A 17016-nucleotide genomic window follows, 5' to 3' on the forward strand; every position below is an offset into this window, starting at 1 on the left:
TGGGATAACAGACTATTTCTTCATGAAATTCTGAAAGCCCGGCGGCAGGTTCGGCATGTTGCCACCCCCGCCCAGGCCACCCAATCCACCGAGCCCGCCGAGGTCCGGCGCGCCGCCCGCGCCGCCCATCAGCTTGTCCATGCCGCCACCGGTGAACATCTTGGCGAGGCCCTTCAATCCGCCCATCTTGCGGATCTTCTTCATCGCCGTTTCCATCTCCTGATGCATTTTCAGGAGCTTGTTGACTTCCTGCACCGTGCGGCCGGAACCCTTGGCGATGCGGATCTTGCGCTTGGCGTTGATCAGGCCGGGCTTCTCCCGCTCCTTGGGCGTCATGGAGCCGATCATCGCGTCGAGATGGATCAGCGTCTTGTCATTGGTGCCGCTCGCCGCCATCGCGGCCTGCGCCTTCTTGAGGCCCGGAAGCATGCCCGCCAGCGCACCAAGGCCGCCCATGCGGCGCATCTGATTGAGCTGGGCGCGCAGGTCGTTCATGTCGAACTGACCCTTGGCCATCTTCTTGGCGAGCTTCTCGGCTTCCTCGGCATCGACCGCCTCTGCCGCCTTCTCGACAAGGCTGACGACGTCGCCCATGCCCAGGATACGCTGCGCCACGCGCGCGGGATGGAAAGGCTCGATCGCGTCCAGCTTTTCGCCCGTGCCCGCGAACTTGATCGGACGGCCCGTAACGGCGCGCATCGACAGCGCCGCACCACCGCGCGCATCGCCGTCCATGCGGGTCAGCACCACGCCGGTCAGCGGCACCTGAGCGGTAAAGCTGGTCGCGACGTTCACCGCGTCCTGGCCGGTCAGCGAGTCGACGACGAGCAGGATTTCCGCCGGGTCGGAGACTTGCGCCACCGCCTTCATCTCGTCCATCAGCGCCTGATCGACGTGCAGACGGCCCGCGGTATCGAGCATCACCACGTCGAAGCCCTGGAGCTTCGCCGCCTGAAGCGCGCGCTTGGCGATTTCGACCGGCTGCTGGCCCGGCACGATCGGCAGGGTCGCGACATCGGTTTGCGTGCCCAGCACCGCCAGCTGTTCCTGCGCCGCCGGACGCTGAACGTCGAGCGATGCCATCAGAACCTTCTTGCGCTCTTTTTCCTTCAGGCGCTTGGCGATCTTGGCGGTGGAGGTGGTCTTGCCCGAACCCTGCAGACCGACCATCATGATGACGGCGGGCGGGCTGACATCGATCAGAAGGTCGCTGGTTTCCGCGCCCAGCGTTTCGGTGAGCGTGTCGGAGACGATCTTGACGACCATCTGCCCCGGCGTAACCGATCGCAGCACGTCGCTGCCCACGGCGCGTTCGGTCGCCTGATCAACGAACTGGCGCACCACCGGAAGCGCGACGTCGGCCTCCAGCAGCGCGATTCGCACCTCGCGCATCGCGGCGCGGACATCGTCCTCCGTCAGCGCACCGCGCCCACGCAGCTTGTCGAATACCCCGCTCAGACGATCGCTTAGCGAATCGAACATCATCACCTCATTTGGGCGTAAAAGCCCGGAAAACTGCACACCCCGCCAAACGACAAAATCGCCGGCGGGCGAAACCTCGCCGGCCAGCGTCCATCCGGTACTCCCTAGTGAGCGCCATGGATCTGTCAGGGTATCGAACGGCGAACCGTCCAATTGCGATGTGGCCCTTAGCGGAAAGCGTGCAGCGATGCAACCGGCGCGCCAACTCCCTCCGTCAGCCTGCCCCCCAACGTCATGCCAGCGAAGGCTGGCATCTCAGGAGACGTCGCCCGAGGCAGCCCAAGATCCCAGCTTCCGCTGGGATGACGAGGATGCAGACTCGCCTTTTCCCCACACAGCCCCTACATGCGCCCGCCTATGGGACGCTTCTCCAAAATGCACGGGCTGGGCAATGATTTCGTCGTGATCGACGCGCGCGAGGACGCGGTCGATATGACATCCACGCGGGCTCAGGCCATTGCCGACCGCCACGCCGGCATCGGCTGCGATCAGCTCATCCTCATCGGGCAATCCGATCGCGCGGACGTATCGATGCGCATCTTCAACAGCGACGGCAGCGAAGTCGAAGCCTGCGGCAACGCCACCCGCTGCGTGCCCCTGTTCGTCGGCCGCGACGTCCTGATCGAAACCAGGGCAGGCCTGCTTGATGCGAAGGCCGTCGACGGTGGCGCCAGCGTCGACATGGGCGCGCCCCGGCTGGACTGGGACGCCATTCCGCTCACCTATGCGATGGACACGCTCACCATGCCCGTCAGCTGGGAAGACCTTCCCGCCCCCGCCGCCGTCAATGTCGGCAATCCGCATGTCGTCTTCTTCCTTGACGATATGAACGGTGTGAACTTCGACCATTTGGGCCCGATGATCGAGACCGATCCGCTATTCCCCGCCCGCGTCAACGTGAACTTCGCGCAGGTCGTCGGCGACAATCATATCCGATTGGTCGTATGGGAGCGCGGCGCTGGCCTGACGCGCGCGTGCGGCACAGGAGCCTGCGCGACAGCCGTCGCAGCGGTCCGTCGCAAGCTCGTCAGCGGGCCGACGCGCGTCACGCTGCCCGGCGGCGATCTCGTCATCGACTGGCAGCCCGGCGGTCACATCATGATGACCGGCCCCGCCACCCACGTCTTCGATGGCGAGGCTGACTGGACGCGCTTTTAGAGCATGAGCGGGCCGCAGATCATCACCCTCGGCTGCCGCCTCAACATCGCGGAAAGCGAAGCCATCCGCGAAATGGCGGGCGAACAGGACGACCTTATCGTCGTCAACAGCTGCGCGGTAACCGCCGAAGCCGTGCGCCAGACCCGCCAGGCCATCCGCCGCGCCCGCCGCGAACGGCCAGAAGCGAGGATCATGGTCACCGGCTGCGCGGCACAGACCGAACCGGAAACCTTCGCCCAAATGACGGAAGTCGACGCGGTAATAGGCAATCGCGAGAAACTCGACCCTTTCCACTACCCGTCATCCCGGAGAACGCTGGGATCTCAGGCCCAACGCCGTGCGCCACCGCATGAGACCCCAGCCTCCGCTGGGGTGACGGAAGTGTTGAAGGCAGCGGAGAAAGTCCAAGTCTCCGACATTATGGCCGTCCGCGACACAGCGCCGCACATGGCCAGCGCCTTTGCCGAACATGCGCGCGCCTTCCTTGAAGTGCAAAATGGCTGCGACCATCGCTGCACCTTCTGCATCATCCCCTATGGTCGGGGAAACAGCCGCTCCGTGCCCGCAGGCGCCGTCATCGACAAGGCACGCGAGCTGGTCGATGCAGGCTATCAGGAGATCGTGCTGACGGGCGTGGACGTCACCAGCTACGGCCCCGACCTCCCCGGATCGCCCTCCCTCGGCCTGCTGGTCGAACGAATTCTGAAAGCGGTGCCTGCCCTGCCCCGCCTGCGCCTCTCCTCCATCGACAGCGTGGAGATTGACGACCGGCTCTTCGAGCTTCTCGCTCATGAACCGCGCATGATGCCGCACCTGCACCTCTCCCTCCAGGCAGGCGACGACATGATCCTGAAGCGCATGAAGCGCCGCCACATGCGCACCGACGCCATCCGTATCGTGGAGCGCCTCAAGACCACCCGCCCTGCCATCAGCATCGGCGCAGATATCATCGCCGGTTTCCCGACCGAGGATGAAGCGATGTTCGAAAACAGCCTGAAGCTGGTCGAGGAATGCGCCATCGTCCACGGGCACATCTTCCCCTACTCTCCGCGCGCAGGCACGCCCGCCGCCCGTATGCCGCAAGTCGATCGCGCCATCATCAAGGCCCGCGCCGCCCGCCTCCGTTCGGCCTGCGAGGCGCGGCGCCGGGAATGGCTGCAAAGCCTCATCGGCAGCACCCAATCCGTGCTGGTCGAGCGCAACGGCCTCTCGGGCCACGCCGAAAATTTCGCCCCGGTTCGCTTCGAGGCGCCTCAATCCCCCTCCTCCATCACGTCCGCAACGATCACGGGCCTTGAGAATGGCGTGCTGATCGCGCAAGAGGCTCGTCAATGACTGAACCCGGCACCAGCTGGCGCGACCGCCTCTTCGGCGGCTTGAAGCGCACCTCCGACAAGCTTGGCGAGAACCTCACCGGCCTCTTTACGAAGGCCGCGCTTGACGACCAGACGCTCGACGAGATCGAGGAAGCGCTGATCGTCAGCGACTTAGGGCCCGCCATGGCCGCCCGAGTGCGCGATCGTCTGTCCGAAGGCCGCTACAATCGCGAACTAACCGAAGACTATCTGCGCGAGATCATCGCGGAAGAGATCGAGAAGGTCCTCGCTCCGGTCGCCCGCCCGCTGGAGATCGAAGCCTTCCCCCGTCCTCAAGTCATCCTGGTCATCGGCGTCAATGGCTCGGGCAAGACCACCACGATCGCTAAGCTCGCCAATAATTTCCTGGAGCAGGATTATGGCGTGATGCTGGCGGCGGGCGACACGTTCCGCGCCGCTGCCATCAGCCAGCTCAAGGTCTGGGCCGATCGCCTCGGTATCCCCATCGTCGCGGGCAAGGAAGGCGGCGACGCAGCGGGCATCGTGTTCGATGCGGTCAAGCAGGCGACCGCCACCGGTATCGACGTGCTGATCGTCGACACCGCCGGCCGCCTGCAGAACAAGACCGAGCTGATGGATGAACTGGCCAAGATCCGTCGCGTCCTCGGCCGGTTGAACCCGGCTGCGCCCCACGACGTTGTGCTGGTGCTGGATGCCACCACCGGACAGAATGCGTTGAGCCAGATCGAAGTCTTCAAGGAAGTCGCGCAAGTCACCGGTCTCGTCATGACGAAGCTGGACGGCACCGCGCGCGGCGGCGTACTGGTCGCGGCGGCCGAGAAATATCGCCTGCCCATCCATGCGATCGGAGTGGGAGAGAAGATCGAGGATCTGCGCCCCTTCGACCCCGGCGACATGGCGCGCGCTATCGCGGGAACGGCCTATGCGCGTTGAGATCACCATTTTAGTCATCCCGGCGGAAGCTGGAATCATGCGGGCACAGAACGGCCCAACCTTACAAGATGCCAGCTTCCGCTGGTATGAAGCAGGTGCCCAATGACTGACTCCAAACCAGCCCATGGCGGCAACCTCAGCCTCGCGCTAGACTTCGGCCCGCTGCTTGTCTTCTTCCTGACCTACAAGGGCGTGGGCTGGATATGGGGTCCGGGCAACCCGATCACCGCGATGAGCTTAAGCACGGCCGCCTTTATGGCCGCCATCGTTATCGCGGTCATCATCTCGAAGGTGAAGCTCGGCCGCGTGTCGCCCATGCTGTGGCTGTCGGCGATGCTCGTGCTCTTTTTCGGCGGCCTCACCATCTATTTCCAGGATCAAAGCTTCATCCAGGTGAAGCCGACGATAATCTACAGCTTCTTCGCCCTGATGCTGTTCGGCGGGCTTCTGCGTGGCAAGGCGCTGCTCAAATATCTGCTGCAGGCCGCCTATGACGGCCTGACCGACGAAGGCTGGCGCAAGCTGTCGCGCAACTGGGGCATCTTCTTCGCCGCCATGGCCGTCGCCAATGAAGTGATGCGCCATTCGATGAGCTTCGACGCATGGCTTTCGGTGAAGGTCTGGGGCGTGACAGTGGTTTCATTGCTCTTCGCCCTCGCCAACATCCCGATGCTCACGCGTCACGGACTGACATTGGGTAACAATCTCGACAGCGAGGAAGTCGGCGAGACCACGCCACCCCAGGGGTGATGCGGATCTGGCGCCACGCATATTATTTCCGTTCGGGCTGAGCCTGTCAAAGCCCTTCGCTTCTTCCAAGAGAGCCCTTCGACAAACTCAGGGCGAACGGAGGAAAAGTCAGTCGGAAAACGCAGGCGGAGCCAGCCTTGGCCAGCCCCGCCCAAACCTCGCTTCAACCGCCGTTGAAGTTCACCATGCAATACAGCATCGGCAAAGACAGCAGCGTATTGGTGCGCGAGAAGATCATCGCCGTCGTCGCCGCTTTCGCCTTCACCGCATCCTCGGCGGGAACGATGCCCAGCGCCTTCTTCTGGTTCGGCCAGATGATGAACCACACGTTGAACGCCATGATCAGCGCCAGCCACATGCCAATGCCGATCAGCACGAACCCGGGCGTCAACGTCAGTGCTTCCACCAGATAGCCGCTGCGCCATGCGATGATCGCCCCGGTCAGCACCGTCAGCGCCGCGCCCCAGCGAAAGAAGAACAGGGCCGAAGGCGCGATGAATTTGGACACGCCGGGCTTCAATTCCGCCGGAACCTTCGGCATCGTCGGGATCTGGACGAAGTTGAAATAGTAAAGCAGGCCGATCCAGGTGATGCCGAAGAACAGGTGAAGCCACCGCAATATAGCCTGTTCCGGCACGGTATTGGCGGGAATAGCGAAGATGACGGCGAGCGCGAGGACAAGCCCCACCACCAGCACAAGATGCAAATTGCCGAAGAATTTTGCCATTGATCCGTCCCCTATTATCAGCCGCTGCTTTTGCACGGCCTAACCGGCGATTCTAAGGCATCGTTACGCTGCTGTCACACGGATATTTCCATGCAGCTAAACGAAAATATCCTGTTTTCCGCAGTGCAATAAGGCTGCTACGGGGCCGGGACACTTCCGGTGGCATGACCGTTATGCCGCCATCCATCCATGAACCCGAGGAGTTCCGACATGGCCTTTGTTCTGCCTGACCTGCCCTATTCCAAGGATGCCTTTGGCGACATTCTGTCAGCCGAAACCTTCGACTATCACCATGGCAAGCACCACAATGCCTATGTCGTGAAGGCCAATGAACTGATCGCGGTCGATCCCGCGCTTCAGGGCAAGTCGCTCGTCGAACTGATCAAGAGCAGCAAGGGCGCGTTGTTCAATCAGGTTGGCCAGATCTGGAACCACACCTTCTACTGGCATTCGCTTTCCCCGGAAAAGAAGCAGCCTTCGGGCCAGCTTCTCGACCTCATCAACGAGGGCTTTGGTTCGGTCGATGCCCTGCTCGACAAGCTGAAGGCGGAGGCCGTCGGCCATTTCGCCAGCGGTTGGGCTGCGCTGATCCTGAAGGACGGCAAGCTCGAAGTGACCAGCTATCATGACGCCGACACCCCCGTCGCGCATGGCCACACGCCGCTGCTGATCCTCGATGTGTGGGAGCATGCCTATTATATCGACTATCGCAATCTGCGTCCCAACTATGCCGAGCGCGTGCTGAAGGAAGCGATCAACTGGGACTTCGTCGCCCAGAATCTCGACGGCGAAGGCGCCAGCCGCGCTGACCAGCCGGGCTGATCCGTCATGCCATCCGCCGCTCATGGGGCGGCGGATGGTGCCGACGGGTGAAAACCCTACCAGCACAGTTTCTTAACGCCATTCTGCCACAAGCATCATAAGGCGATGCATGGAATTGGCCGATGGACCTGCAACAGCTACAAAGCCAGCATGATGCGCTTGATCTGCTCGCCGGGCGGTTCCTGACGCTGGTCGATGATGATGGCGTTGCTCGTCCGCTGGGCACACTGCGCTGGCAATTTGCCCGCGAACTGATGGCGCACTTGGCCTTGGAAGATCAGTTCTTCTATCCGGCCATGCAGCGGCAGCCTCATGTTCCGCTACAAAAGATGGCCGCACGTCTACAAACCGAAATGGCCCCGCTGGCCCTGAGCTTCTCCCACTATATGGCACGCTGGAGCGACGATCGCATCGCCCGAGAGTGGCCGGAATTTTGCCGGGAAAGCCGTTATATGATGGAAACCATCCTCAACAGGATGCGCAAGGAGGAACAGCTGCTGATGCCGCTTCTGGCGGAAGCAGGGCTGGAGCAGCCGCTAAGGCACGCTGGCTGACCCGTCATTCTCCGCCGCAAGGCCCAGCGCCTGTGCCAGTTCATCCAGATCCGTGCCGCGCCGCACAAGCAGCCAATCACGCGATTGGGCGCCATTCACGACCGTCACAGCTCCCTTGGGACACACGCCCAGGCAATTCACCTCGATAATACCAGCCGCGGCTTTCCGCCCCTTCTTCAGCGAAAGCTGCTTGCGGAGCGCCTTGGCCAGCCGCTCGTCCCCTTGAGCACCAAAGCCGCCGTCGAGCTTTTTTGAACATTTGCGACAGACCAGCACCGCATTCTGCCAGTTGGACCGGACATGATCCTTCAATCCACGGTCTCCCGTGGCTTCCATGTCCGCCGCTCTTCCGCCGATCGCAGCACCTCATAAGCGGCCTGGATCGTCTGGAAACGGACGGCCGCCTCCGCATCTCCCGGCTTGACGTCGGGATGGTTTTCCTTGGCCAGCCGCCGCCAGCTCTTCTTCACAGCTTCGAAATCGGCGTCATCTTCCAGATCGAGGGCTTTCAGAGCATGTAGTTCGTCGCGCGATCGGCTGCCGTCTCCGGGGCCGCCCCAGCCATGATAGGCGCTGCTCTGATAACCGCCCGCGTCGCGCCGTTCCGCGCGCTCTCGCTGCTCCCGCTCTTCCTGGTCGAGCCCCTGAAAATAGTCCCAATTGCGGTTATATTCCGCCGCATGATCACTACAAAAATACCAGCGCTCGCGGCTATTGGGCGATTTGGGCGCGGGACAATCGCCCGGCTTGTCGCAGCCATAGCGGTCGCACATACGCACCTGCTGCGCCTCACGCGATGCGCCATAGCTGCGCCAGCGGGGAAAGCCCCAGTCATTTGATCGGCTGCTTCTTGCCATCGGTCCAAATTAGGTAAGCCGCAGGCGGAACACCACCCCGGCGAGTTAAAATTCGATCGGTTGAAAGCCCTTGCCGCTATGCCAGCGCAGGCTGGGCATCTCAGGACAATATGCGCGGCATGGCCTGCGATCCCCGCCCTCTCCGGACGACGCTTTCTCCCGATCCGATGCCAGAGGGCCTGTAAGCCGGGTTCTGTCCACCATGGTCACCATGGATGGGCGGCCATTCCTCTAGGAGACGGATTGCTCCGTCCCTCAAGCAACCAACCCGGGCGGTCTCAGCCGAAACTGGCCTAGCAGTCAAAGCTGCGCGCCGCCCCTATTCGGTCTTGCTCCCGGTGGGGTTTACCGTGCCGCCTTCCGTTGCCGGAGACGCGGTGCGCTCTTACCGCACCCTTTCAATTTCGCTGCGCCGAAGCGTTAGCGACCTGCTTTCTGTTGCACTGTCCCTTGGATCACTCCAGCCGGCCGTTAGCCGGCACCGTCATTTCGTGGAGCCCGGACTTTCCTCGCCGTGGAAGTTACCCGCCACGCCGCGGCCGCCCGGCCCTCTGGCAGGGGTGCTATACACGGCGCGCCGCCGTCCGTCATCCCCGCTTATTCGTCACCCCTCGGCTTTGGCAGCAGCAGGGCGAGCAGGATGGCACGGCATTCGCCATCGATGACGCCGTCGATCAGTTCGGGGCGAAATCGGCGCTGGAAAGCGACGACCGCTGCTTGTGGCTCGGCGATGTCATAGCCGAACCGTTCCAGCGCCAGCATGAAGGCACTGTCCGACCAGAGCGGGTCCATGAGGTTGCGGGTCGGCCGTGGCAGCGCGAGCCGCAGCCGGGCGAGTTGCCCCCATGGAAAAAGCTCGCCGGGGTCCTGCTTGCGCGCAGGGGCCACGTCGCTGTGGCCGACGATATTGCCACGCGTGATGCCGTGCCGCTTTACGATGTCGTGCATCAGCGGGATGAGCGCGCCGATCTGCGCATCCGGAAATGCGCGATAGCCCCATTCATGGCCGGGATTGACGATCTCTATTCCGATGCTGGCCGAATTGACGTCATCCATGCCGCGCCAGTGCGATCGGCCCGCATGCCACGCCCGCTTGGCTTCATCGACCATGCGGACGATTTCGCCCTCTTCGGTCACGACATAATGGGCCGACACCTTGGATTCCGGGCTCGCCAGCCAGTTGATCGCGCTCTGGGCGTCGTGCATCCCCGTATAGTGCAGCACCAGCATCGATATGGGCAGCTTGCGATCGTCGAAATTGGGCGACGGAGTCTCGATCATCGGAATGTCGCTCATCGGAAAACCGTAACCACCACCTGTCCTGACCGCATCCAAAAAGATGCGCAGCTCCCGCCAACCATGGCGGAGAGAACAGGGCCGATCAAGCACAAGCGCTTGGCGTTGATCCTGAACCTGGCGAACCGATGAGCGAAGTCCCGCCGTCAGACGGCCCGGCGGATGCCTTCGCTGCTATGCGCCGCTTCCGGACGCCTGCCATAGCCGCCGCGAAATTCCGGGTGAGGGATGAAATCGTCACTATGGCCGATGACGGTTTCGCCCGCCCCCAGCAGCAGGACCGACCGGTCATGGCTGTGGCGCGTCATCAGCCGGAACACTTCCTGCCGCCGCTCCGGCGTGAAGTACAGCAGAACATTGCGGCAGAGCAGCAGGTCATAGTCGCCCGAGGGCGCCTTGGGCTCAAAGAGATTGTCGGTGCGGAAATCGATCATCCGGCGCAACTCAGGGCTCGCGCGCCAATTGTCGCCTGCAGGTTCGAACCATTTGATGAGGTCGCCCACGGCAAGGCCGCGCTGAACGTCCATCTGCGAAAAGATGCCGCTGCGCGCCTGATCTATGGCCGCCGTCGAAATATCCGTCGCCAATATCTCGATCCGCCAGCCGCGCCAACGCGCCGCATCATTGCGGAGCTGGATCGCCAGCGAATAGACTTCCTGCCCTGTAGAACAGCCCGCGCTCCAGATCCGCAGCACCCGCTCCCGCCGCTCTGCGAAGGAAGGCAGTATGTGCCGGTTGATCATGTCGAATATCTGAAGGTCGCGAAAGAAGCTGCTTTCATTGTTGAGCAGCGCATTGACGACTTCCTCTTCCAATCGAGGATCACGATTGCCGAGCAGCCGGGTAGCCAATTCATCCATGTCGGCCACGCCATTGGCCCGCATGACGGGCTTCAACGCGGTTTCCATCCGCCAGGCGCGGCTTTCCGACAGGATCTGACCCGTGCGCGCCTCCAGCAGGCCGGAAAAGATGCGGGCGGCGCCGCGCGAGGATGAATCAGTTGATAGGGTCAATGTGTCAAACCTCTGCTTTTTCCGCGCCGCGCGACGAAATCCATGATGGCATAAGGATCGAGCAGGGCGCAGCTGAGCCCCGCCCCTGTCACCGATCCCGGCATGCCCCAAACCACGCTGCTTGCTTCATTCTGCGCCACGATCCAGCCGCCGCCTGCGATGATGTCATGCCCGCCCGCCGTGCCATCGCGGCCCATGCCGGTCAGCACGACACCAGCAGCCCCCGGCCCATAGGCTTCCGCCATGCTGGTGAACATCGGATCGACGCCGGGCAGGTTGCCTGCGGGCGTACGCTCTGGATTGAGCGTGACCATCACACGCCCATAAAGGCCGCGGCGCACTTGCAAATTCGCGTCGCCGGGCGCCACATAGACGGTATCGGGCGCCAGTAACTCCCCCTGCTCGCCGACCTTCACCGGCAGACTGGTCATCCGGGCAAGCTGCTGCACGAAATAGGATGTGAAGCTGACAGGCAGATGCTGCGTCAGCAGGATCGGCACACCAAGGGGCGCGCTCATCCCGGCAAACAGCTGGCCCAGCGCATGGATGCCTCCCGTAGACGCGCCGATGCCCAGACAGGCAAGAGGCGCGCTCGGCTTGCTCGCCGCCATCAGGACCGGCTGCGTTTCCGCAGGCTGCTGCGGATGCGCGCCGAACAAGCGCGACAGGCGGTCTATCAGCGCCTGAGGAAACTGCTCGCCGAAACTCCCGCTGCCCGGTTTGGCGAAGATGTCGCTAGCCCCCAGCGCCAGCGCCTCGACCGCGGCCCCGCTGCCCTCTTCGCAGTTGCCCGACAGGATCACGACCTTGCCCTGGGGATTGGCACGCAGGAACGCCGGAAGGGCGGCCAACCCACTTTGACCTGGCAGCTCAATGTCGAGCAGAACAAGGTCGACCTCATGCGCGGCGAGATAGCGAAGCGCATGTTCGGCGCTGTTGGTCTTGTGAACCACCGAGAAAGCCGGGTCACCATTCAATATCCGCGCGATCATCGTCCGCACCACGACCGAATCATCGACAACCATCGCGCGGACCTGCGGTCTGCTTTGGCTGGCCAGGATCGGCGAAAGGGGGGACATGGAAGGACTTTCCGGCAGTGAGGTTGGCAACGAGTAGGTCAGCGGTCTTTAGATGACGCCGACGATCGACAGCTTGCTTTCCAATGTTTCGCGATCGAAGGGCTTCATCACATATTCGTCGGCCCCCGCCTCCACCGCTGCCTTGATATGGCTGATGCCGTTTTCGGTGGTGCAGAAGATGATCTTCGGCCGTGCGGACACCTTGGCGGTGGACAGGGCCTGCAGGAATTCCATTCCGCTCATGACCGGCATGTTCCAGTCGAGAAGGACCACGTCCGGCGCGGCCGCTTCGCACTGGGTCAGGGCATCCTGCCCATCGACCGCTTCGCTTACCGACAGGTCGAGCGATTCAAGTATATGCCGTGCAACTTTACGGATGACTTTGGAATCATCCACCACCAGACAGTTTTTCATGAAGCGTCCCTTAGATTTTCCTCGTAAAGGAAGGATTAGCTGCCAAAGCCAAGTAATTGGTAAACAAGAAGCCGGAATTATGCAGCCTGCGCCAGCAATCCCGTTTCGATGAAGCTTGCCAGCGATACCAACAGGTGCGGATGGCCATCCTGCTCGACGATCGCGCGTGCGTAAGGAGCCCATGCCCGGTCCAGCTGGCCCCGGAGCGGCAGGTCACCTTCCGGCACTTCGCAAATGTCATGCACCGCATCCACCATCAGGCCGTAGCTGTGGCCGCTGATGTCGGCGATGATCGCCAAGCCGCGCCTGTCGGCGGGCGTAGGCGCGCCATGGATCAGCGCAGGCACGTCGATGATGGTGAGAACCCGGCTGCGCAAGGCGGACAATCCCGCCACATGCCGCAGCATTCCGGGAACAGGCGAGATGTCGGCAAGCTTGACGACGGCCTCGACCTCATGCGCCGCAACGGCGACCCTGGTATCGGCAAGCGTCGCGAGAAGGTAAAGCTGTTCCATAAATTGCCTCCTTAACGCCGCGTGCCGGAGATGGCCGCCATCAGCGCGTCCTGATCATAACGGTAGATGCTGCCATCCTCTGGCCCCGTCGGCCTTGGCGAAGCGCGCAGTTGAACGATGCGGCATCCCAGTATTTCTGCCGCCTGGGATATGTCCCCACCCGAACTCAGCACCACATCGGCCGGATCGACTGGTTCATCCTGCGGCAGGCCCAGAAGAACATCATGCCCCGCTTGCCGCAGCAAGGGCGCCAATATCTCACGCGTCCAGCCGTCCTCCCTGTCCGCCAGGACGCACCGTCCCCGGCGGCGCTCCACGATCGGCCCTCCGGGCAGGGAAGCGAACAAGGCGAAGGGATTGAGCACTTCCAGATGTTCGCCATCGACAACGGCGACCCCGCTCAGCGCACCCTGCATGGCGACCATATCGGGCACGGCCGGCATTTCGACGATGTCCAGGACAGCGGCAACCGGGTAACAGGCCTCCTGGCTGCCGTCGCGCAGACGCAGTGCCGATACATGACCGGTTGCAAAGCTGTGCGCTCCATTCGCCACCGGCACCAGCCGCCCGTCCAAGCGAACAAAGGCGTTTCCGCCAGAACGGCCAAAGAGCGTGGCATCGACATCTTCCACACGCTCTACCAGCGACAATTTGATCAGCCGCCTTTCGCCCGAAAGCTCTTCGAACCGCAGTGCCGACACCATTTCGACCCGCGCTTCTCCGTCGCCGCTGTCCTCCAACTGATCGATCGAGCGCTCATCCACGATGTTCGGCAGGCGGGCAGCATTGGCGAGACCAGCGGCGTCCAGCAGCAGCATCGGCTTCCCATTGTCGGGCAGCGTCATGCCCGCATAGACGCCCGTCGCCATGATCAGCGGCGAAGCTGGACGGATGACCAGTTCCTCATGATTGTCGACGGCAGCGACGCCCAGGGCAAAGGGCACGCCAGTGGCGGAGCGCACGACCATGATCGCACGCGGACCCGGCTGAACCACCTTCTCCATGCCAAGCACGTCTTCCAGATCGATCATCGAATGACGGACCGTCCGGATCGTGGCGATCTTGGCGCCGCCGACCTCAGCGATGTGCAGCGTCTCATTATTGTCGTGCAGGATTTCCACGACGGCAGCGCGCGGGATGGCGAAATGCAAACCGCCCGAACGAATGATGAGGCCCGGAATGATGGTCAGCGTCAACGGCACACGCAGCGCGATGCGTAGCCCGCGCCCGATCTGGTTATGCAGCGCGATGACTCCGCCGATCCGCTCGACATTCGCGCGCACCACGTCCATGCCGACCCCCCGGCCGGAAATCGCAGTAACCTGCTGCGCGGTGGAAAGCCCGGCCTGGAAGATCAGCTCCAGCTTTTCGCTCTCGCTCATCTTGGCAGCGGCCTCGCGGGTCAGCTTGCCGCTCGCAATGGATTTTTCGACCAGCCTTGCCGTGTCGATGCCCTGCCCATCGTCGCTGACCTCGATCACGATCTGGTTGCCCGACTGGCGGGCCTGCACCTTCAGCGTCCCCGCCTCGGGCTTGCCAAGCGCGCGGCGTTGCTCGGGCGTCTCGATGCCATGGTCGATGCTGTTGCGCACGATGTGGGTCAGGGGGTCGACCACCATCTCCACCATTTCGCGATCCATTTCGACGTCGCCGCCCTCCAGGACCAGGTCGATGCGCTTACCCAGTTCCCGGCCAAGGTCGCGGACCATGCGCGGGATAGCGGTGAACAGCCGCTCCACCCGCTGCATCCGCGTCTTGGAAATGGAATCGCGCATGTCGGCAACGCAGGTCGACAGCCGCTCGAACACGCTTTCAAGCTCGGGATCGCTTGTCCGTTCGCGCAGCTTGCGGGACAGTTCGTTGCGCGCCAGCACCATGTCCGACACGCCGTTCATCAACTGATCGATCAGCGACAATGGCAGACGGATGGTCCGTGGCACCGCCTGGGCGCCACCCTGACGGATAGGCTCCACGGTCGGGGCCAGCTCTTCGGTCGCCGCGCCTTGCTCCCTCTCGGCAAGCGCGCCGATCAGATAATCGTCATTCTCGTCCGGCAGCGCCGCGCCGATCGCGACGGCTTCCGCCAGTTCGGCAATCCGATCCATGATGCCAAGGACCGCGCTCACGGTCGCCGGATCAGCGGTACGATTGCCAGCGCGGATTTCGGACAGCACATCCTCGGCCGCATGGCTCAGCCGCTCAAATCGCGGCAGGTTGAGGAAACCGCAGCTGCCCTTCACCGTATGGAAGAAGCGGAAGATGGCATCGAGCCGGTCCCGGTCGCCCGGGTCGGCTTCCCAGGCGACGACTTCGCCCGCCAGAGCCTCCAGCGTTTCCTGTGTTTCGGCTATGAATTCCTGAAGTAGCTCGTCCATTCCCTTGGCCTTCACGGATGCGCGCGACGGCACCATGGGCAGAGCGTGGTTAAAGGGCCGTTAAAGACATTGAGACGCCAAGCAAAAAGGGCGCCGCGATCATCATCGCGACGCCCTTTCCGGCTTGGGAAAGCGAAAGCTTAGCGTTCCGTCTTCTCTTCAACCGCGTCGGCAGCGCGCTCGCCTGCTTCGCGGGTTGCCTCAGCCTTGTTCTCCAGTGCGTCGGCGGCGTTTTCAGCAGCAGCCTCTGCGTTGCCCGACAGGTTATCAGCCATCGCTTCCATGTTGCTGGCCTGGTTGTCGATGGCGTCCGCCTGATTCTCGTATGCGTTCTCGACCTTGTTTTCCTGCTTGGAATCGCACGCAGCAAGCGCGACCAAGCTGGCAAGGCCGAGGACTGAGACGATGGTTTTCACGGCGTATTCTCCTGTTGCGCCCCCCTGGGGCTGACGTCATTCGGCAAGAGCCCGATCGCGCAATTGCGCCCCGAACTCTGACCGCGATCAACTGGTCGCACGGCAGATGGTTCCCGCCGCACACTCCTTTCGTCGCAGAAACGAATTATTTTTTCAAATTGTCGCGAATTTCGCGCAGCAGCAGCACCTCTTCGGGTGTCGCGGCGGGCGTGGCCTCCGGCTTGGGCATCAGCTTGTTCACTGCCTTGACCAGCAGGAAGATGATGAAGGCGAGGATCAGGAAGTTGACGAGCACGGTCAGAAACTCACCCCAGCCCAGCATGGCTACGCCAGCGCTTTTCAGGTCGGCATAGCTTTCCGGATTGCCCTTGAACCCGGCGGGTATGTCGCCAAGCCGGATGAAGTAGCGGGAAAAATCGGCGCCGCCGAACAGGAAGCCGACTACCGGCATGATAAGGTCATCGGTCAGCGACTTTGTGATCGTTGCAAAGGCGCCGCCAATGATCACGCCGACTGCCAGATCGATGACATTGCCTCGATTGATGAACGTCTTGAATTCGGAAATCAGTCCCATGTGCGAACCCCTTGCCCTGATTGCGTGTTTATCAGGATGAGGCGTTGCGCCCGCATCCACAACCACCTATTTCCGACATCGTAACAATGCCAAGGATGTTTCCATGACGATCCTGCGCCGCTTTTTCCCTTCCTTTTTCCTGCCCCTGCTCACCGCCTTTGCCTTGTCGGCTTGCGGCATCAACAGCGTGCCCACCGCCGAAGAAGCCGCCAAGGCCAAATGGGCTGACGTACAGGCGCAATATCAGCGCCGTTCCAACCTGATCGGCAACCTCGTCGCGACGGTGAAGGCGGCAGGCAAGCAGGAACAGGACACGCTGGTCCGGGTTACGGAGGCACGCGCCAAGGCAACATCGGTACAGGTCAATGCCGAAGACCTGTCCGATCCCGCCAAGGTCCAGCAGTTCCAGCAGGCACAAGCGCAACTGAGCCAGGGTCTTGGGCGGCTGCTCGCGTCGGTCGAGGCCTATCCCGATCTCAAGAGCAACCAGAATTTCCTCGACCTGCAATCGCAACTGGAAGGAACCGAGAACCGCATCGCCGTCGCCATCCGCGACTATAATGAAGCGGTCCGCGCCTATAACACCCGCATCCGCACCTTCCCCGACGCGATCGGCGCCAAGATCATCCATGGCGCCAAGCCGATGACGCCCTTCCAGGCGACCACGCCGGGAGCGGAGGAAGCGCCCAAGGTCGATTTCGGCAACTAAGCGCC

At 62.5% G+C, this 17016-nt stretch carries 19 protein-coding genes and 1 other RNA gene; 7 read left to right on the forward strand and 13 right to left on the reverse strand.

Translation table 11 applies throughout. The features are described 5' to 3' along the window. Positions 1-12: 12 nt before the first annotated feature. The gene (gene ffh, locus SPHS8_RS07625) at positions 13-1485 is read right to left on the reverse strand and encodes a signal recognition particle protein (RefSeq protein WP_201514985.1); all 1473 of its coding nucleotides are present in this window, start codon (positions 1483-1485) and stop codon (positions 13-15) included. A gap of 354 nt (positions 1486-1839) precedes the next feature. On the opposite strand from ffh, the gene dapF reads away from it, so the two are divergent. The 4 genes from dapF (at position 1840) to ispZ (ending at position 5660) form a co-directional block, all read left to right on the forward strand. Next, complete coding sequence (gene dapF, locus SPHS8_RS07630) at positions 1840-2640, forward strand: diaminopimelate epimerase (protein WP_201514986.1); 801 nt, start codon at positions 1840-1842, stop codon at positions 2638-2640. A 3-nt stretch (positions 2641-2643) separates the two neighbouring features. Then, the gene (gene mtaB / locus SPHS8_RS07635) at positions 2644-3975 is read left to right on the forward strand and encodes a tRNA (N(6)-L-threonylcarbamoyladenosine(37)-C(2))-methylthiotransferase MtaB (protein WP_201514987.1); all 1332 of its coding nucleotides are present in this window, start codon (positions 2644-2646) and stop codon (positions 3973-3975) included. Further along, the gene (ftsY, locus tag SPHS8_RS07640) at positions 3972-4910 is read left to right on the forward strand and encodes a signal recognition particle-docking protein FtsY (protein ID WP_201514988.1); all 939 of its coding nucleotides are present in this window, start codon (positions 3972-3974) and stop codon (positions 4908-4910) included. The genes mtaB and ftsY overlap by 4 nt, the downstream gene beginning before the upstream one ends. 102 nt (positions 4911-5012) lie before the next feature. Beyond that, the gene (gene ispZ, locus SPHS8_RS07645; protein WP_097090991.1) at positions 5013-5660 is read left to right on the forward strand and encodes a septation protein IspZ; all 648 of its coding nucleotides are present in this window, start codon (positions 5013-5015) and stop codon (positions 5658-5660) included. 163 nt (positions 5661-5823) lie between these two features. On the opposite strand, the gene SPHS8_RS07650 is transcribed toward ispZ, so the two are convergent. Beyond that, complete coding sequence (locus SPHS8_RS07650) at positions 5824-6387, reverse strand: urate hydroxylase PuuD (RefSeq protein WP_097090990.1); 564 nt, start codon at positions 6385-6387, stop codon at positions 5824-5826. Positions 6388-6597: 210 nt separating this feature from the next. On the opposite strand from SPHS8_RS07650, the gene SPHS8_RS07655 reads away from it, so the two are divergent. Together SPHS8_RS07655 and SPHS8_RS07660 are read left to right on the forward strand one after the other, a co-directional pair. Then, on the forward strand, positions 6598-7209 hold the full coding sequence (locus SPHS8_RS07655; RefSeq protein ID WP_201514989.1) for a superoxide dismutase: 612 nt from the start codon (positions 6598-6600) through the stop codon (positions 7207-7209). Between the two features lie 122 nt (positions 7210-7331). Then, positions 7332-7763 carry a hemerythrin domain-containing protein gene (locus tag SPHS8_RS07660; protein ID WP_201514990.1) on the forward strand — a complete coding sequence of 144 codons (432 nt, stop codon included), beginning with the start codon at positions 7332-7334 and terminating at the stop codon, positions 7761-7763. Here SPHS8_RS07660 and SPHS8_RS07665 read toward each other — a convergent pair. From SPHS8_RS07665 to mscL, 11 genes are all read right to left on the reverse strand, one after another. Continuing rightward, complete coding sequence (locus tag SPHS8_RS07665; protein ID WP_201514991.1) at positions 7746-8099, reverse strand: (2Fe-2S) ferredoxin domain-containing protein; 354 nt, start codon at positions 8097-8099, stop codon at positions 7746-7748. The genes SPHS8_RS07660 and SPHS8_RS07665 overlap by 18 nt on opposite strands. Beyond that, the gene (locus SPHS8_RS07670; protein WP_097090986.1) at positions 8072-8620 is read right to left on the reverse strand and encodes a J domain-containing protein; all 549 of its coding nucleotides are present in this window, start codon (positions 8618-8620) and stop codon (positions 8072-8074) included. Before SPHS8_RS07670 ends, SPHS8_RS07665 begins: the two co-directional genes overlap by 28 nt. A 166-nt stretch (positions 8621-8786) precedes the next feature. Then, positions 8787-9175: RNase P RNA component class A (gene rnpB, locus SPHS8_RS07675), an RNA gene on the reverse strand. 42 nt (positions 9176-9217) lie between these two features. Continuing rightward, the gene (locus SPHS8_RS07680) at positions 9218-9916 is read right to left on the reverse strand and encodes an N-acetylmuramoyl-L-alanine amidase (RefSeq protein WP_201514992.1); all 699 of its coding nucleotides are present in this window, start codon (positions 9914-9916) and stop codon (positions 9218-9220) included. A 146-nt stretch (positions 9917-10062) separates the two neighbouring features. Then, positions 10063-10929 (reverse strand): CheR family methyltransferase, encoded by an 867-nt coding sequence (locus SPHS8_RS07685; protein WP_201514993.1) that lies wholly within the window; start codon positions 10927-10929, stop codon positions 10063-10065. Continuing rightward, positions 10926-12008: a chemotaxis protein CheB gene (locus SPHS8_RS07690; protein ID WP_201514994.1), complete on the reverse strand. Its 1083-nt coding sequence runs from the start codon at positions 12006-12008 to the stop codon at positions 10926-10928. The genes SPHS8_RS07685 and SPHS8_RS07690 overlap by 4 nt, the downstream gene beginning before the upstream one ends. Positions 12009-12056: 48 nt before the next feature. Further along, positions 12057-12422 (reverse strand): response regulator, encoded by a 366-nt coding sequence (locus tag SPHS8_RS07695; protein WP_201514995.1) that lies wholly within the window; start codon positions 12420-12422, stop codon positions 12057-12059. Positions 12423-12499: 77 nt separating this feature from the next. Beyond that, positions 12500-12937, reverse strand: coding sequence for a chemotaxis protein CheW (locus SPHS8_RS07700; protein WP_201514996.1), 438 nt, complete (start codon positions 12935-12937; stop codon positions 12500-12502). An 11-nt stretch (positions 12938-12948) separates the two neighbouring features. Beyond that, positions 12949-15312: a chemotaxis protein CheA gene (locus SPHS8_RS07705; RefSeq protein WP_201514997.1), complete on the reverse strand. Its 2364-nt coding sequence runs from the start codon at positions 15310-15312 to the stop codon at positions 12949-12951. A 140-nt stretch (positions 15313-15452) separates the two neighbouring features. Beyond that, complete coding sequence (locus SPHS8_RS07710) at positions 15453-15728, reverse strand: hypothetical protein (RefSeq protein ID WP_097090980.1); 276 nt, start codon at positions 15726-15728, stop codon at positions 15453-15455. 145 nt (positions 15729-15873) lie between these two features. Beyond that, a complete protein-coding gene (gene mscL / locus SPHS8_RS07715; RefSeq protein WP_097090979.1) occupies positions 15874-16302 on the reverse strand; it encodes a large conductance mechanosensitive channel protein MscL in 429 nt (142 codons plus the stop codon). A gap of 103 nt (positions 16303-16405) precedes the next feature. Between mscL and SPHS8_RS07720 the strand changes: the two genes are divergently transcribed. Next, positions 16406-17011, forward strand: coding sequence for a LemA family protein (locus tag SPHS8_RS07720; RefSeq protein ID WP_097090978.1), 606 nt, complete (start codon positions 16406-16408; stop codon positions 17009-17011). The last annotated feature ends 5 nt before the right edge of the window (positions 17012-17016 follow it).

The organism is Sphingobium sp. S6, from assembly GCF_905120495.1.
GTDB classification, from domain to species: Bacteria; Pseudomonadota; Alphaproteobacteria; order Sphingomonadales; family Sphingomonadaceae; genus Sphingobium; species Sphingobium agri.

What these genes read in the sequence shown, in the direction of transcription:
- ffh (WP_201514985.1), bottom strand. Translation starts at nt 1,485, where the DNA reads ATGATGTTCGATTCGCTAAGCGATCGTCTGAGCGGGGTATTCGACAAG.
- dapF (WP_201514986.1), top strand. Translation starts at nt 1,840, where the DNA reads ATGGGACGCTTCTCCAAAATGCACGGGCTGGGCAATGATTTCGTCGTG.
- mtaB (WP_201514987.1), top strand. Translation starts at nt 2,644, where the DNA reads ATGAGCGGGCCGCAGATCATCACCCTCGGCTGCCGCCTCAACATCGCG.
- ftsY (WP_201514988.1), top strand. Translation starts at nt 3,972, where the DNA reads ATGACTGAACCCGGCACCAGCTGGCGCGACCGCCTCTTCGGCGGCTTG.
- ispZ (WP_097090991.1), top strand. Translation starts at nt 5,013, where the DNA reads ATGACTGACTCCAAACCAGCCCATGGCGGCAACCTCAGCCTCGCGCTA.
- SPHS8_RS07650 (WP_097090990.1), bottom strand. Translation starts at nt 6,387, where the DNA reads ATGGCAAAATTCTTCGGCAATTTGCATCTTGTGCTGGTGGTGGGGCTT.
- SPHS8_RS07655 (WP_201514989.1), top strand. Translation starts at nt 6,598, where the DNA reads ATGGCCTTTGTTCTGCCTGACCTGCCCTATTCCAAGGATGCCTTTGGC.
- SPHS8_RS07660 (WP_201514990.1), top strand. Translation starts at nt 7,332, where the DNA reads ATGGACCTGCAACAGCTACAAAGCCAGCATGATGCGCTTGATCTGCTC.
- SPHS8_RS07665 (WP_201514991.1), bottom strand. Translation starts at nt 8,099, where the DNA reads ATGGAAGCCACGGGAGACCGTGGATTGAAGGATCATGTCCGGTCCAAC.
- SPHS8_RS07670 (WP_097090986.1), bottom strand. Translation starts at nt 8,620, where the DNA reads ATGGCAAGAAGCAGCCGATCAAATGACTGGGGCTTTCCCCGCTGGCGC.
- SPHS8_RS07680 (WP_201514992.1), bottom strand. Translation starts at nt 9,916, where the DNA reads ATGAGCGACATTCCGATGATCGAGACTCCGTCGCCCAATTTCGACGAT.
- SPHS8_RS07690 (WP_201514994.1), bottom strand. Translation starts at nt 12,008, where the DNA reads ATGTCCCCCCTTTCGCCGATCCTGGCCAGCCAAAGCAGACCGCAGGTC.
- SPHS8_RS07695 (WP_201514995.1), bottom strand. Translation starts at nt 12,422, where the DNA reads ATGAAAAACTGTCTGGTGGTGGATGATTCCAAAGTCATCCGTAAAGTT.
- SPHS8_RS07700 (WP_201514996.1), bottom strand. Translation starts at nt 12,937, where the DNA reads ATGGAACAGCTTTACCTTCTCGCGACGCTTGCCGATACCAGGGTCGCC.
- SPHS8_RS07705 (WP_201514997.1), bottom strand. Translation starts at nt 15,312, where the DNA reads ATGGACGAGCTACTTCAGGAATTCATAGCCGAAACACAGGAAACGCTG.
- mscL (WP_097090979.1), bottom strand. Translation starts at nt 16,302, where the DNA reads ATGGGACTGATTTCCGAATTCAAGACGTTCATCAATCGAGGCAATGTC.
- SPHS8_RS07720 (WP_097090978.1), top strand. Translation starts at nt 16,406, where the DNA reads ATGACGATCCTGCGCCGCTTTTTCCCTTCCTTTTTCCTGCCCCTGCTC.